This window comes from Spiroplasma corruscae (assembly GCF_002237575.1).
In the GTDB taxonomy this organism is placed as follows: Bacteria; Bacillota_I; Bacilli_A; order Mycoplasmatales; family Mycoplasmataceae; genus Spiroplasma_A; species Spiroplasma_A corruscae.
Genome location: NZ_CP022535.1, coordinates 20,947 through 36,500 on the forward strand (window position 1 = coordinate 20,947; position 15,554 = coordinate 36,500).

The 15,554-nt window shown below is 27.4% G+C and carries 21 protein-coding genes and 1 other annotated feature; all 21 genes read left to right on the forward strand.

Annotated elements, in window-relative coordinates; translation table 4 throughout:
- Positions 1-8 precede the first annotated feature (8 nt).
- Positions 9-623: an IspD/TarI family cytidylyltransferase gene (locus tag SCORR_RS00100; protein ID WP_094047953.1), complete on the forward strand. Its 615-nt coding sequence runs from the start codon at positions 9-11 to the stop codon at positions 621-623.
- A 108-nt stretch (positions 624-731) separates the two neighbouring features.
- Positions 732-1,196, forward strand: a complete 465-nt coding sequence (gene rpsF / locus SCORR_RS00105; protein WP_245831786.1) for a 30S ribosomal protein S6 — start codon at positions 732-734, stop codon at positions 1,194-1,196.
- A gap of 11 nt (positions 1,197-1,207) precedes the next feature.
- Positions 1,208-1,660 carry a single-stranded DNA-binding protein gene (locus tag SCORR_RS00110; protein ID WP_094047955.1) on the forward strand — a complete coding sequence of 151 codons (453 nt, stop codon included), beginning with the start codon at positions 1,208-1,210 and terminating at the stop codon, positions 1,658-1,660.
- A gap of 9 nt (positions 1,661-1,669) precedes the next feature.
- On the forward strand, positions 1,670-1,897 hold the full coding sequence (rpsR, locus tag SCORR_RS00115; protein WP_094047957.1) for a 30S ribosomal protein S18: 228 nt from the start codon (positions 1,670-1,672) through the stop codon (positions 1,895-1,897).
- A 57-nt stretch (positions 1,898-1,954) separates the two neighbouring features.
- Positions 1,955-2,401, forward strand: coding sequence for a 50S ribosomal protein L9 (gene rplI, locus SCORR_RS00120; protein WP_094047959.1), 447 nt, complete (start codon positions 1,955-1,957; stop codon positions 2,399-2,401).
- A gap of 3 nt (positions 2,402-2,404) precedes the next feature.
- Positions 2,405-3,766: a replicative DNA helicase gene (dnaB, locus tag SCORR_RS00125; protein ID WP_094047961.1), complete on the forward strand. Its 1,362-nt coding sequence runs from the start codon at positions 2,405-2,407 to the stop codon at positions 3,764-3,766.
- A gap of 13 nt (positions 3,767-3,779) precedes the next feature.
- Complete coding sequence (locus SCORR_RS00130) at positions 3,780-5,153, forward strand: hypothetical protein (protein ID WP_094047963.1); 1,374 nt, start codon at positions 3,780-3,782, stop codon at positions 5,151-5,153.
- A gap of 74 nt (positions 5,154-5,227) precedes the next feature.
- A complete protein-coding gene (locus SCORR_RS00135) occupies positions 5,228-7,165 on the forward strand; it encodes a hypothetical protein (RefSeq protein WP_094047965.1) in 1,938 nt (645 codons plus the stop codon).
- Positions 7,166-7,831, forward strand: coding sequence for a uracil-DNA glycosylase (locus SCORR_RS00140; RefSeq protein WP_094047967.1), 666 nt, complete (start codon positions 7,166-7,168; stop codon positions 7,829-7,831).
- 9 nt (positions 7,832-7,840) lie between these two features.
- On the forward strand, positions 7,841-8,740 hold the full coding sequence (locus SCORR_RS00145) for a hypothetical protein (protein ID WP_094047969.1): 900 nt from the start codon (positions 7,841-7,843) through the stop codon (positions 8,738-8,740).
- Positions 8,741-8,752: 12 nt separating this feature from the next.
- Positions 8,753-10,084: a cysteine--tRNA ligase gene (cysS, locus tag SCORR_RS00150; RefSeq protein WP_094047971.1), complete on the forward strand. Its 1,332-nt coding sequence runs from the start codon at positions 8,753-8,755 to the stop codon at positions 10,082-10,084.
- Positions 10,084-10,809 (forward strand): 23S rRNA (guanosine(2251)-2'-O)-methyltransferase RlmB, encoded by a 726-nt coding sequence (gene rlmB, locus SCORR_RS00155; RefSeq protein WP_094047973.1) that lies wholly within the window; start codon positions 10,084-10,086, stop codon positions 10,807-10,809. The genes cysS and rlmB overlap by 1 nt, the downstream gene beginning before the upstream one ends.
- 16 nt (positions 10,810-10,825) lie before the next feature.
- Positions 10,826-11,446 carry a sigma-70 family RNA polymerase sigma factor gene (locus SCORR_RS00160; protein WP_094047975.1) on the forward strand — a complete coding sequence of 207 codons (621 nt, stop codon included), beginning with the start codon at positions 10,826-10,828 and terminating at the stop codon, positions 11,444-11,446.
- A 41-nt stretch (positions 11,447-11,487) separates the two neighbouring features.
- Positions 11,488-11,646 (forward strand): 50S ribosomal protein L33, encoded by a 159-nt coding sequence (gene rpmG / locus SCORR_RS00165; protein ID WP_094047978.1) that lies wholly within the window; start codon positions 11,488-11,490, stop codon positions 11,644-11,646.
- Between the two features lies 1 nt (position 11,647).
- Positions 11,648-12,043 (forward strand): preprotein translocase subunit SecE, encoded by a 396-nt coding sequence (gene secE, locus SCORR_RS00170; protein WP_094047980.1) that lies wholly within the window; start codon positions 11,648-11,650, stop codon positions 12,041-12,043.
- Positions 12,044-12,055: 12 nt separating this feature from the next.
- Entirely contained in the window at positions 12,056-12,682 is a 627-nt protein-coding gene (gene nusG / locus SCORR_RS00175; protein ID WP_094047982.1) for a transcription termination/antitermination protein NusG, read from the forward strand.
- A 16-nt stretch (positions 12,683-12,698) separates the two neighbouring features.
- Positions 12,699-13,205: a peptidylprolyl isomerase gene (locus SCORR_RS00180; protein WP_094047984.1), complete on the forward strand. Its 507-nt coding sequence runs from the start codon at positions 12,699-12,701 to the stop codon at positions 13,203-13,205.
- 113 nt (positions 13,206-13,318) lie between these two features.
- Positions 13,319-13,753, forward strand: coding sequence for a 50S ribosomal protein L11 (rplK, locus tag SCORR_RS00185; RefSeq protein WP_094047986.1), 435 nt, complete (start codon positions 13,319-13,321; stop codon positions 13,751-13,753).
- 2 nt (positions 13,754-13,755) lie between these two features.
- Entirely contained in the window at positions 13,756-14,442 is a 687-nt protein-coding gene (gene rplA / locus SCORR_RS00190; protein ID WP_094047988.1) for a 50S ribosomal protein L1, read from the forward strand.
- A gap of 25 nt (positions 14,443-14,467) precedes the next feature.
- Positions 14,468-14,595 (forward strand) — a sequence feature (ribosomal protein L10 leader region).
- A gap of 39 nt (positions 14,596-14,634) precedes the next feature.
- On the forward strand, positions 14,635-15,135 hold the full coding sequence (gene rplJ / locus SCORR_RS00195; protein ID WP_094047990.1) for a 50S ribosomal protein L10: 501 nt from the start codon (positions 14,635-14,637) through the stop codon (positions 15,133-15,135).
- Between the two features lie 16 nt (positions 15,136-15,151).
- Positions 15,152-15,520 carry a 50S ribosomal protein L7/L12 gene (gene rplL / locus SCORR_RS00200; protein WP_094047993.1) on the forward strand — a complete coding sequence of 123 codons (369 nt, stop codon included), beginning with the start codon at positions 15,152-15,154 and terminating at the stop codon, positions 15,518-15,520.
- Positions 15,521-15,554: the final 34 nt, after the last annotated feature.

Consider the following 15,554-nt stretch of genomic DNA (forward strand, 5'->3'; position numbering starts at 1 on the left):
GGAGTAGTATGTTTAGTATTATCATTGTGGCAAATGGGAGTTCAAATAGATTCGGTAAAAATAACAAACTATTATCTAGAATAGATGGTGAATATTTGATTAATATAACTATAGATAGGTTCTTAGAAAATAAATTAATTGAAGAAATTATATTAGTTTCTAATAATCAGGTTTTCGACAAAGTAAAAAATAAGAATGTTGTAAAAACTTTTGGTGGCGAAACTAGAGCATCATCAGTATATAATGGTTTGAAATTAGTAACTAAAAAATATGTACTAGTACATGATGGTGCAAGACCGTTTGTTAATAAAAGCTTCATTAAAATGTTATTAGAAGAAATTAAGAATTATGATGTAGTAGTACCATATTTAAAAGTTACAAGTTGTTTAAAGCAAGTGTTTGAGGATAATACTATTAAAACAGTTAATAGAAATGAATTTATACAAACTCAAACTCCACAAGTTTTTCTATCTAGTGTTATTAAAAAAGCATATGAGAAATTTGATGCTAATTGAATGGATGATCTTCAAGCTGTTGAAAATAACAAAAGCTTAAAAATAAAACTTATTGAAGGTGACTCTAAAAATATAAAAATAACTTATGCTAGTGATTTGAATCTATAATCATATTTATATTTAATAAAATAACAAATTAATATATAATTAATAAGCGAGTTAATTTAATATTAATTCCTTGCCTTTTCTAAGGCCAATAGACCAAAAGGAGAACCTATGATAAGAAAATACGAAATTATGTACATCATTGATAAAGATGTAGATGACGTAAAAAAAGTTGAACAAAAGTTTAATGAAATTTTAACTGCTAATTCAGGAAAAATTTTAGAGTCTGAAAATTGAGGATTAAAAGATTTTGCATATGAAATAGATAAAAAGAAAAAAGGACATTATTGTGTTCTTATTGTTGAAACAGATTCAACTAATATATCTGAGTTTGAACGTGTTTCACACATTGATAAAAATATAGTTAGAAGTTTAATTATTAATACTGAAAATGAAAAAAACTATATTCAATCAACTATGTATGCAAAAACAGATATGTCTAAATATAGAGAAGAAAGAAAACCTAATAGACCATATGAAAAAAGGTTTAGAAAAGATGATAATACATCTGAAAGAAAAGAACCTAAAGAAGAAGTTAAAGCCACTCCTTCTGAAGTAAAAGAAGTAAAAGACTAAGAGGATAAAATATGAACTCTGTAAATTTAATAGGTAGAATAACCAAAGATCCAGAACTAAGAAACTCAAAAGATAATAGAGCATTCGTTGCTTTTACATTAGCTGTAAATGAGTTTGCGGGTGGTAAACAATACACACAGTTCGTACCGTGTTTTGCTTGGGAAAAAACAGCAGAAAATATGGCTAAGTACTTAAAAAAAGGTGGACAAGTATCTGTTGAAGGTTCGCTTAATGTAAGACAAGAAAATATAAATGGTCAATTTCAACAAAGTGTATTTGTTAGAGCAAACAGAGTACAATTTTTATCAAGTAGTGTACAAGATACATCATCTAATCAAGATAGATTTTCAAATTTTACTAGTCCAGGTAACATTGGTAATACACAAAACAATAAGGCTCTTGATTTTGATTTAGTTGAAGACGAAAAAATAAAAGATGATGATTCTATATTATGAGAAGATTAAAAGGAGAAAATCATGGTAAAAAAATTTGTTAGAAGAAAAAAAGTTAACTTCTTTGCAAAAAATAAGATAGATTACATTGACTATAAAGATGTAGACTTACTAAAAAAATTTATATCAATAAATGGTCAAATATTACCAAGAAGAGTTACTGGTACTTCGCCAAAACACCAAAGAATGTTAGCAATCGCAATAAAGAGAGCTAGAATTATGGGATTATTACCATTTATAGTTCAATAAAAAATTATTATACCCAGCTGGGTATTTTTTATTTGTTATAATTATTTTGGTGATTATATGAAAGTAATTTTATTAGAAGATGTAAAAAATTATGGTAAAAAAAATGATGTTGTAGAAGTGTCTGACGGATATGCAAGAAACTTTTTGATACCCAAAAACCTTGCTAAAGTCGCTTCAACAAAAGAACTAGGGCATCTAAGAGTTTTAAAAAATAAGCAACAAGAGATAGAAAACGAAAGTAGAGAACAAGTCAATGAATTGGTTGAAAAAATAGAGCAAATAACTTTAAAGTTCTCACTAAAACTAAATAAAGGTAAGGCATTTGGTACAATTTCTTTAAATCAAATTGTCGATGTATTGAATAAAAGTCATGGAATTGAAATTGATAAGCGTAAGTTTGAAAGACATGAAAATATTAACAAAGCTGGTTTATACTATCTTAAAATAAAGTTGTCTAAAGAAAAAAGTGCGACTCTAAAAGTCAATGTAGAAGGAGTTATTTAGTACATGACAGATATCAATAATACTACTCTCATTGATTTAGAAAAAACAGTTTTAGCTATTACTTTACACTCACCAAAAGCTCGATTTGAAATAATAACTCAACTTGATGAAAATGACTTTTTTTTAAAACAACATAATATAATTTTTTCTTCAATAAAAAAATTATCTAGTATAAGTAAAACTATATCTTTGACAAAGGTTATTGAAAGTCTTGAAAGCGAAAAGAAACTTAATGAAGTAGGTGGGGTTGAATATATCTCTAATATTTCTGGATATTATGTAACCGATGAAGGATTTGAAGATTATGTAGAACTAATATTTAAAAGTTCAATTGGTAGAAAACTAGATAGAGAACTTGAGAATATAAAAAAACTTAGAGAAAATAATACACCAATTGACCAGGTGTTTTTAGAAACGCAACAAAGAATATTAGAGATAAAAACAGATATTCATAAGGATGAAGCTACACAAATAAATAAGACAATAATTGATGTAATAAAAAAAATAGAAGAGTTATCGAAGAACGAAAACTTTATTAATGGTGTTCCTTCAGGGTTTTATTTAATAGACCAAATGACAAATGGGTGACAAAATGGTGACCTTATTATACTTGCGGCCAGACCATCAATGGGTAAGACAGCATTTGCGTTAAATTTAGCAATTAATGCAACAACATATAATAAGTCGGTTGCATTTTTTTCTCTTGAAATGCCTAAAGAACAGTTGGTACAACGAATTTTAAGTGCTAAATCAAAAGTTAGTTCTAGTTTATTGAAAAGATCTAAAAATCTGTCTAAAGAGGTATGGAAAAGAATTTATGCAGGTGGAGAAGATATAAAAAAAATGAATATAGTTATTGATGATTCGCCTAGTATAAATGTATTGCAATTGCAATCTAAACTTAGAAAGTTGAAGAGAGATTTTAAAATAGATATATGTATAATAGACTACCTTCAATTAATTTCTTCAATATCAACAAGTTTCGAAAGTAGACAAAATGAAGTAGCTGCTATATCAAGACAGTTAAAAAAAATAGCTAGAGAATTGGAAATGCCCATTATATGTTTATCACAACTTTCAAGAAAAGTAGAATCAAGAGAACAAAAAATCCCAATAATGTCAGATTTGCGAGATAGTGGTGCTATTGAACAAGATGCTGACATAATAATGTTTCTATATAGGGAAGCATATTATGATAGTAAAGAATTATCTTATGATTCAATTGAAACGGGTGATGTTTCAACTATAATAGAAGATACAGATGAAACTGATGTTATAATCTCTAAGCATAGAAATGGTCCGACAGGAACTGTCAAAATTAACTTCATAAGAAATTGTGGAAAGTTTTTAGATAAGAATAATTAATTAAGGAGAAAATATGAAGAAAGTACTTACACTATTATCAGCGCTAATGTTAACTTCAACAGCCGCTATAAATACAGTCTCATGTGAGGCACCGACTGATGGGATGGATGTTTATGTTGGCGGTAAAAAAGAATATAAACTAAAATGAAGAGGTGAAGATAAAGATATTAGAGCAACAGAGTTATTCTCTAATGGTAATAATAAATTGATGACTAATTTAACTATCCAATTGTTAGAAGCGTTAACTTATAAAGATAGTAAATATCAAAACATTGAAAAGAGAACAAAAGAACAAAAATTTTTAGGTGAGTCTGGACTTGGTTTGTCACTTGATTATATTTTGAATGACTCATATACATCAAAAAAAGCAAAAATTAATTTCGATAATGATTCAACAAAAGATGAGTTTATAGAAGATTACACAAGGTCTTCGAAAAACACAAGATTTAAATCCTTAGATTATAAAATTAATTCCATTAAACTAGATGATAAAAATTTAAGTGCTGAATATGGCAATTCAAATACTAAAATTACCACTTTTAATGGTAATAATTCTTTTGGAGTAACATTAGAAAATGATTATAATGAAAAAGCTGAGTTAGATAAATCGGAAGTAACAAGTGATTCTAACGTTACTAAACAAAACTTATCAGATTTTTATGATTTAAATTGAAGTACGTATTATCCTGAATTATTCGAAAATGATAGTTTTGGATATTTTAGTGAATATAAAGATAAATTGGCGTTTGCAATGTCCTCAGAAGAAGCTGACAACTTTTATGATAAGTTATTGAATAATGTTACAACTGAATCACAAAACTTAATTAAAGGAGTTAATAAAACTACTTTCAGCTTAATACATAAACAACTTGTTGATTCAAAAGATAAAGTAGAAATTGGTTTTCTTATGCCTTCTGACTTTTTATTAAAAAAAGCTGATAAAGGAGAACGTGCAATCTCTGAGTACTCTGAGGATGCATATGATATATCAAAAGGTGCAAAACTTTTTAGAGTAAAAGATAAAAAAGAAATAGGATCACAAAATGATAAAGAAAATGAAGGAAAAACTTTCGTGTATTCAAAAGCATTAAACGCCCCTAGTATAAGTTTAGATTTTGTGGTACCGAGTGATAATGGTGACGAAAAAAGTTACACAGTTAATATTGATGGTTTAAATAATATGGTTGTTGGATTGACACTTTCAAACTTTAAAATAAGCGAAAAAAAAGACGAGTCAAATGGAAGTGCAAGAAAAGATCTGGTTTATTATTGGTATGAACCTACAATTTATCAATTCTCAGATAAAAAGTTTTTCAAAATTGGTGAGGAAAATATGTTTGAATCTCTTGATATCGAAAAAGTTAATATTAATGTAACCAAAAAATAAATAATAGATTAATAATCTATTATTTATTTTTGATATATGAGATAATTAAAATATTATTTGTGAGGTAAAGTCACATGAATTACTATATAAGATTTGAGAATAATTATTTTAATGTTATAGACTATAGCTTGAATAAAGTGATTGCTTCTTTTTTAAATGAAGATGATGCGCATTTGTTTATTCAATCTTTATTTTATGTTTTTGACCCCTATAGTCCTAACATATCATGTCTTCCATTAAATGGATTCGGTTATAGCCCATTTAATTTTAGCTCATTTTATAATGAATCACCTCTTGGTATAATGTCATTACCATATAATGGTGGAGGAATGTTTTACCAAAATTCAATTCCATCATTTACAAGCTTTTTACCAAGTAACATTCCACTAAATCAATATGTACCACCCCAGTTGAGCAACGAACAAAAACCTTCAAATGACAATTTCCAACAACCATTCAATAGCCAACAACCATTCAATAATCAACAACCTTCAAACAACAGTTATTTCCAACAACCATTCAATAGCCAACAACCATTCAATAATCAACAACCTTCAAACAACAGTTATTTCCAACAACCATTCAATAGCCAACAACCATTCAATAGCCAACAACCTTCAAACAACAGTTATTTCCAACAACCATTCAATAGCCAACAACCATTCAATAGCCAACAACCTTCAAACAACAGTTATTTCCAACAATCACCAAAAAATAACTTAGACTTTCAAAAAAATAATAGGGATAATAATTTAAGTAGTAATAGGCAATATAATCAACAAAGTCAAAAAACCCAAGGTTATGATAGCTATGGTAATGAAGAAGATTTTTTAAATGAAAACAGTTTGCAAAAAGAAAGCAAATTCCTACAGTATAAGAAAAATAAAAGAGAATCATTATTTAACGATGATAAATTAAAGGAGGAGATGAGAAACTTTGATATATCTTCAAAAGAACCAATAATATTTAATGACGATACATTATCAATTGATAACTCAATTTTTGAAGAAGATAGAGAAGGTGCTATATTTAAAAATGCTGACTCTGAATTGTACTATAATAGTACTGATGATGATAGTTTAGGTGAACTCTCTGCTTACAAAAACTTAAGTAAAGCATCGGTTAAAAAAAAAGAAGTAAAAGATAGGTTAAATAATTTGACCTCACCCAATTTAGTTGATTCAAATAGTGAAATATTTAATAATAATAGTTTTAAAAATAATGAAATATATAAGAATGAAGCAGATTCATTATTAGAAGAAGAAAGCGTTAAAAATAAAAATAATTTAAAAGAAAGAATTCAAGAAATATTACAAAAAGATAAATCTATTAATGAGGAAAAAGATAATAGTTTAAGAGAATCAACTATAGTAAATAACGATTTAAATGCAGAAGTAGATTATAATAAAAGTCACCACGTTTCGAAAATTAATAATGACACAAAAGTAGAAGGACTATTAGATTCAAATAACTCAAAAGAAATCCCATTTAAGGATGATGAAAATCTTGATTTTATAGTTGATAAGGAACTTGATGAATTAAATGATAGTTATCAAAATACCCTAAGGAATAAGGAAATTTCAAGCAAAGTTAACTCGCCATTAGAGTATGAAAATGACTTAATTGCAGAAGGTAAAAATTTAAACTATAATTTAAATAATGAGAAATTGGATAACCAATTAGACCAAATTAAATATGAAAAGCTTCTTAAGGAAGCTGATTTAATTAATAAAAAGCCCGAAAAAAACGCTCTTGATAGTAACAAAGAAACGGGCAAATCAATAACAAGTCTATATGAGGACAATCTTGTTACAGTGAATAACTTTGTTCCAAAAAAAGATGATGTAATTGATCTTGGTCCAATTAACGAAGAAGATGAAATTTTCTCAACCCCTAGAAGAGATGCGGAAATGGATGATTTTGAAAACTTCGGAGTTAACAAGAAAGAAAGAAGAATCCTTAAAAGGATTGATAAACAGCAAAAGAAAGAACAAAAGAAAGAAAAAAAATAGATGAGTTGAAAAAGTTATCTTAATAATGAATGAACCGAATTTATTCTTTCTAATAATTTAGATTTTGAACTAGATAAAATATGAAAGAGTTTAGAACAAATAAATAATTTTTTACCTCCTAAGGAACTAGTGTTTAATTTGTTTAATAATATTAGTGTGAATAACATTAAAGTAATAATTCTAGGACAAGATCCTTATCATGATATAGGTCAAGCTGATGGTGTTGCGTTTAGTAGCTTTAATGACAAACCCACCCCAAGAAGTCTAAGTAATATTTTTAAGGAGTTAAAAAGAGATCTTAATGTTGATCATAAATTAAACAATAGTTTAATGGGATGGGTAAAACAAGGTGTTTTTTTAATTAATACTTCATTGACTGTTGAACCGCATAAACCTAATTCCCATAAACGATTAGGCTGAGATAGATTTATTATTAAATTATTAGAAAATTTAAATCATAAAAATAAAAATATTATTTATTGTTTATGAGGTAATTCAGCAAAAAATATATATAATAATTTTAAGAAAAAAACCAAGGATGTTATTATTACTTCCCATCCTTCCCCCTTTAGTTTTAATAAAGGTTTTTCTGGGAGTTCTGTCTTCTCAAAAATAAACATATTATTGATAAATAAGCAAATTAAAACTATAGACTGAAGTTTATAAGAGGTATTTATGGAAAAAATCAGTAACTGACTATTAGATGGTAATAATCTTGCTTATGCAATGTCAGGTATGATAGGAGCATTTATTTTAGCGTACTTTATTTATAATACATTCTCATATGTTGTTCTTAAAGAGAGATATCATGGTATAAGATTTACAACTAAAAACATTGCTTATATAACAATGTTTACTGCTATAAATGTTAGTGTTACTGTTGTAATATCATTAACAATTCCTATAACTGTTTTTCCTCCAATTAGAATTGCATTTGAAGGTGTAATGGTTAAAATTACAGGTTTTATTTTTGGCCCTATAATTGGGGTAATGGTTGCTATTATAACCGAAGTTCTGGTTATGATTTTTGTACCGTCATTTATACATCCGGCATTTATAATTGTTGTAATATCATTTGGGTTTATTGCAGGTATAGGGTCAAGTTTATTAAGACTAGGTAAAGGGTATAATTGAGTAAATATGTTCTTAATAAACCTTTTCTTCATAATATTTGCAGTTTTCATATTGGTTATTACAGATTATTATAGTGGAGAAATAAGTTTATTCGGTTTAAGTGTGACTAAAGAAATATACAAATGATTTTTTACAGGTTCAATACTCATATGTGTATTTTTTATATGATTAATATATTTTACATTACTCTTTAAAAAAAATACAAAAGCATTACATGTATTATTACCAATAATTTTGTTTGCAACAGCTTCAGAGTACTTATCAACTTCAATAATATCAGCATGGGGAGACGCGGGTTTCCTAGGAATAGAAGGTTCTAAAGGATATAGCGCAATGCTAATAAGTAGATTAGTACAAGCTCCATTAAAAATATTGTTTAACTCTACAGTTTTATATTTTGCATATAAAGCAGTACATCCACTAATAAAACGTGATAGATAAAGGAAATTATTAATGAAACTTTTTAACTCATTCACAGGGGATATTACAAAACTAAATAGCAAAAGTGTAACTATATATACTTGTGGACCAACAGTGTATGATTATATTCATATTGGTAATGCAAGACCATTAATACTAACAGATACTTTGATAAGATATTTAGATTATAAAAATATAGATTACAATTACCTATTAAATATTACAGATATTGATGACAAGATTATTAACAAAGCTAACCAACTTAATATTACGGAAGAAGATTTAGTAAATAAGTATAAAAAAGCGTTTTTAGAAGATATGAACAATTTAAATTTGCTAAGTCCAACTAACATTATTTCAATATCATCTAAAATTGATGAAATTATTTTTTTTATAGATGCTCTTATAGAAAAAGGACATGCTTATGAATCTAATGGTAGTGTCTATTTTGATATTTCAAGTATCGAAGAAGAGTATGGTAAATTATCAAAGCAAGAGATTGATAATTTGTTAAATGGAGTAAGATTTGATAACGATATCAATAAAAAAAATGCTTTTGATTTTGTTTTGTGAAAAAAAACAAAAGTTGGAAAAAAATGATTATCAAAATGAGGTTTAGGTAGACCTGGTTGACATACTGAATGTGCACTTTTAATTGATAATTACTTTAAAAATACAATTGATATCCATGTCGGTGGAATTGATTTAAAGTTTCCTCACCATGAAAATGAAAGAATTCAATTTATAGCAAAAAATAACATTGAGTTAGCAAGGTTTTGAATTTATAATGGTCATTTAACATTAAATAATCTAAAGATGTCAAAATCATTTGGAAATATAATTAACGTTAAAGATTTTTTAACAAATTATGATCCAAATGTATTAAGATATATTTTTTTATCTTCAAGTTATAGACAACCTTTAAATATTACAGATACATCAATTAATCAAGCTGTAGAATGAAATAAAAAACTACATAATTTACTTAAAACAGTAAATTGAAAATTAGCTATTAAAGAAGTATTTGAAAATAATAAAACACCAATTGATGAAGATTTTAATCCATTAAATTTTCTTGAGAAGTTTTCTAATTATATGGACGATGACCTAAACACGCCAATGGTTATAACACTTGTTGATGATTTAATAAAAAATATAAATAAACAATTAAAAAGTGGTTACTTGGACTTGTGCATAAATGAACTAAAGGAAATTATTAAATGTCTAGGTTTTAGTTTTGATTTATTAGAGTTAACTACAGATGATATTAAATTATTGAATTTATGAAAACAAGCTAAACTAGATAAGGATTATGATAGAGCAGATAAATTAAGACAAACTTTATTAGAAAGAAATATATTTTAATGAAAGAATTAATTGCATACGGAAAAAACGTTGTAGAAAATATTTTAATTGGTCATCCAAAAAAAGTAAAAAGAGTGTATATATTAAAAGGTTTATCTTTCACAAGAGATGCATTCTCATCATTGAAAAATAATAATATAGAATGAACAACTATTGAAAAAGAAGAATTCACAAAAATAACAAAAGATAAATCAAGTGTACATCAAGGTTATCTAGCAATTTTAAAAGATTTTAATTATAGACAATTTGAATATATAATAAGAGAAGATTGTAAAATGATTTTAGTTCTAGACAGAATTCAAGATCCACAAAATTTTGGTGCAATTATTAGAACATCATCTCTATTAGGTGTAGATGCTATTATAGTAAAATCAATTAATCAATCTGATATCACTCCAGTTGTTATTAAGGCATCTGCAGGAACCATATTTAATGTGCCAATTATTAAGGTTAACAGCCTTGTTAATTCATTAATTAATTTAAAAGAAAAAGGTTTTTGAATTTTTTCTTCTGCTTTAGTAGAAAGTAGTGTAAATATGGATACCTTAGACACAACAGGAAAAAAAGTTATTGTTATCGGCAATGAAGGAAGTGGAGTCTCAAATGGAATAATAAACATCTCAGACTTTATTTTTAAAATTAGTACAAACAATTTTAAAGATTCTTTAAATGTTTCTGTTGCCTGTGGAATAATTTTGTATAAATTCTTCAACAATAAAAAATAGAATAGAGGTAGTTTTTATGAGAAACAACTATCAAGATACTAAAATCATTTTAAATAAAATAGTTGAACTAAAGTTCAAGGAGTTAATTTCAAGTGATGAACTAGCGTTTTTAAAAAATCTTTTATACAAAACAATTATTAATGAACATCGTAAGTTGTCACAATTACAACTTGATGTAGAAGACTTTATTCATATTGTCTACATAACTTTGATTGAAGTGGAGAATAAGTATGATTATAAAACTAACGTACCACTTTCAGCATATACAAATTATTTATTAAAAAAAAGAATATTGGATTATGCAAAGTTTCTGAGAAGAAAGAAAAGACTTGCAACTATACAAGCAATTAATAGTAATAGAGGAGAACTAGTCGGTTCGTTTATGTCTGCATTAGATAGAGACGTCGATGACTTTTCTTATAATCAATTTGTAGGAAATTTAAAGAATGAAGAAATTAAATCTGTTATTAATGCATACCTTCATTCACAAGCGAATGAAATAGACAAAAAAATAATAACAATGATATATGAAGGATATACACAAAAAGAAATCATTCAAAATTTAAATATAACAAGAAAGCAATTCTTAATATGCAAAGAAAATTTAAAAAAATACTTTATTAGTTTAATAAATTAGTATAGTAATATATAATATTTTAAGAAAGTATTGTGGTAATTATGTCAACAAGTAGAACAAAAGCAATTATTGTGTGTGTTAATTGCCTATCGAGAAACTATACGTTTAACAAAAGTACGATGAATAACTCAGAAAGATTAGAAATTAAGAAGTTTTGCCCTACATGCAACATGCATGTTCTTCATAAGGAGACAAGATAAAATGGATGATAAAAAAAAGAAAATATCTAAGGAAGAGAAAAATCAAGAAAAACTTAGAAGATTAAATGAGAAAAGACTAAAAAAAGCGGAAAATAAGAAACAATTTGATGAGTTATTTACTGCTGTTCAAGGTCATGATGGAACACATGAAGGAAAAATAAAAGCAGCTAGAGCAAAAAAAATAAAAAAACATAAAGATAAAATAAGTTTAAAACAAGTAGCAAAGGAAGGCCCAGTTAAATTCCTAAAAGAAATAAACAAAATAAAATGATCAACTCGTGAAAATTTAAGTATGAAGTTTTTATGAGTGATTGTATTTATACTTATATTTGGTATTTTTTTCTTTGCTGTTGACTATGGTTTACAACACTTATTTGTAGAAATAAAAATTATATAAAAGAGGAGCAATATGGCAATAGATTTAATTGATATAGAAGAAGAATTAGCTTCTTATAAAGGTCAGTGATTTGTAATTAACTGTAATAGTGGTCATGAAGATAGCGTAAAATCAGATTTGTTACAAAAAATAGAGTCTTCAAGTTTAGAAGAAAAGGTATTTGATATAAGAATTTCAAAAAGCCCAGTTATGGGGAAGAACAATAAAATTGTTGATAAGAATAAATTCCCAGGATATATATTCATTAATATGCACATGACAGATGAAACTTGATTCATAATTAGAAATACCCCAGGTGTAACAGGATTTATTGGATCTTCTGGTAAAGGTGCTAAACCATTACCATTAACGAGCGAAGAAGTTTTTAGATTACTAAACCAAGAAGAGGTTAATTCTAAGGATAAAAAAGTTGGAAAAGGAAATGCAAATCAACCGAAAAAGGAGAAAGTATTATATCAAGCAAGTTTCAAGTTAAAAGATGTTGTAACTATTAAGGATGGACCTTTTGCGAATACAGAAGGTCAAGTAATGGAAATGGATTTTGAAAAAGGAATTGCTATTGTAAATATTGAGCTATTTGGTAGAATTACTCCAACAGAGTTTGAATTTGATAACCTTAGTTTAGCCTACAAATATTAACTATTTAGGAGATATAATGAAAAATACATTAATAAAAATAAATTTAAATAATAATAAGTCTATTAAATTAGAGTTATACCCTGAAATAGCCCCAGTAACTGTCGATAATTTTATTAAACTAATAAAAGAAAATTACTTTGATAACCTAATATTTCATAGAGTTATTAAAGGTTTTATGATACAAGGTGGTGGAATGTTTCAAGATATGAGCGAAAAAAAAGGTGCATCTGAAATAGTTGGTGAGTTTAAGTCAAATGGTTGAGACAAAAACACTCTTTCGCATGATATTGGAGTAATATCAATGGCTAGAACAATGGTCAAAGATAGTGCATCAAGTCAATTTTTTATTGTTTCAGGTAACGCTAAGTTTTTAGACGGTGAATATGCAGCATTTGGTAAAGTAATAGATGAAGAAAGCTTACAAGTCGTTGCAGATATCGAAAAAGTTGAAACTACATCAGTTAACTACTATGATGATGTTCCAGTATATCCAATAGTAATAAAAAGTATAGAAATAATTTAAAAAGTTTATTAAATATGATAATATAATAAATGGCAGATTTTTATTGTGGAAGTATTATATATTAGAGAATATGTATACGATTGGACCACAGCGAAAACAGGAGGTGTTGTATCGTGGCAAAAAAAATCACACGTGTAGCGAAACTAGAATTTATGGCAATGCAAGCAAAACCTGGTGCTGAGTTAGCATCATTAGGTATTAATATGCCTCAATTCACTCAACAATTTAATGAAGCCACTAAAGATAGAGCAGGAGAAGTAGTACCTGTATTAATTACAGCATATGATGATAAGTCATTTGATTTTTTACTTAAAACTACTCCCGCAGCATTTTTACTAAAAAAAGCAGCAAACATTCAAAAAGGTTCTAAAAAATCAGGAACTGAAGAAGTTGCATCAATAGATGCAAGTGAAGTAAGAAAAATAGCAGAATATAAGTTACCTGATTTAAATGCAAACTCAGTTGAAGCTGCAATGAGAATTATCGAAGGAACAGCTAGAAACATGGGTATAAAAGTTAATGGAATGCCATCTAAGGAAGGTAAATAGTTATGCCAAAATTAAGTAAAAAATTAAAAGCAGCAAATGCAAAAGTTGATAGAACAAAGCTTTACTCAATCGATGAAGCGATTAAACTTGCAAAAGAAACATCTGTAACAAAGTTCGACTCTACTATTGATATTGCATTCAATTTAAATGTTGATCCAAGACATGCAGATCAACAAATAAGAGGTGCTATTGTATTACCGGGTGGAACAGGTAAGACTCAAAAAATATTAGCTTTAACAAAAACTAAGGTTAAAGAAGCGACTGATGCTAAAGCCGATTACGTAGGTGGAACTGAACTTATCCAAAAAATTCAAAAAGAAAATTGATTTGATTTTGATATAGTTGTTGCAACTCCAGAAATAATGGCGGAACTTGGTAAAATAGGAAAACTTCTTGGAACAAAAGGGTTAATGCCTAATCCAAAAACAGGAACTGTTACAGTTGATATCGCAAACGCAATTAATGATATTAAAAAAGGTAAGGTTGAATACAGAACAGATAAAGAGGGAAATGTTCACTCAATTATAGGTAAAGCATCATTTGATGATCAAAACTTACTAAAAAATTACAAAGCAATTTTAGATGTTATTAAGAAAGCAAAACCAGCCGCTGTTAAAGGTACATATATTAAAAATATATCAATATCAACTACAATGGGGCCAGGTATAAAAGTTTTAGTTGAAAATTAATTATTATTATAAAAATAATGTTATTATATATATGCTATTCGTACCAAAGAAAGTAACGGAGATTGATCTCTTAATAATGTTGCCGAGGAATGATATATTTGATTATTCAATATATGCTAACTTTGGTGTATTCCAAAGTTTTTATTTGGTTAATAGTATTTAAAATAGTTTATAGAATTGGAGGTACCTAGTTTGTCAGTTTCAAGACCAGCACATACAAAAAAGACTGAGGTTATTAACGAAATAGCTAGTAAAATTCAATCATGCAAAGGTATGGTTGTTGCAGAATATAAAAAACTATCTGTTGCTCAGTTAAGTCAACTTAGAAACATGGCCCGTGAAGAAAAAATCTTTATTAAAGTTTATAAAGATTCATTATTCCAAAGGGCAACTAATCAACTTAAAATTACAGGATTAGATGCATTTTTGACACAACAAAATATATTTTTATTTTCAGAAGAAGACCCAATTAAACCTGCAAAGCTTGTTGCAAAGTTTAGTAAAAAAAATCCAGATTTAAAATTAAAAGCCGGTATTTATGAAGGTAATGTTATGGATACAGCTGCAATTACTGAAGTTGCAATGCTACCATCAAAAGAAGAACTATACTCAATGTTTGCTTCTTCATTAATTTACCCACTAAGACAGTTCATGCTTATTGTTAAAGAAATAGCAAAAACAAAACAAAACTAAGAAGGAGAATATAAAAATGGCAATTACAAAAGATGACATTATTAAAGCTTTAGAAGAAATGAAGCTTACAGAATTAAATGATTTAGTTAAGGCAATTGAAGATCACTTCGGTGTTGTTGCAGCAGCAGCGGTAGCTGCTCCATCAGCAGATGCTGGAGCATCAGCTGCTCCATCAGAAGTTAGCGTTATGTTAACAAACCCAGGAGGAAATAAAGTTTCAGTTATAAAACTTGTAAAAGAAATTACAGGTCTAGGATTAATGGAAGCTAAAAAATTAGTTGACGGTACATTACCTGTAGCATTAAAAGAAAACGTAAAAGTTGAAGATGCTGAAGAAATTAAAAAACAATTAGTTGAAGCAGGAGCTTCAGTTGATCTTAAATAGTATATGTAAATCAACTTAAAATAACGGCAAGCAT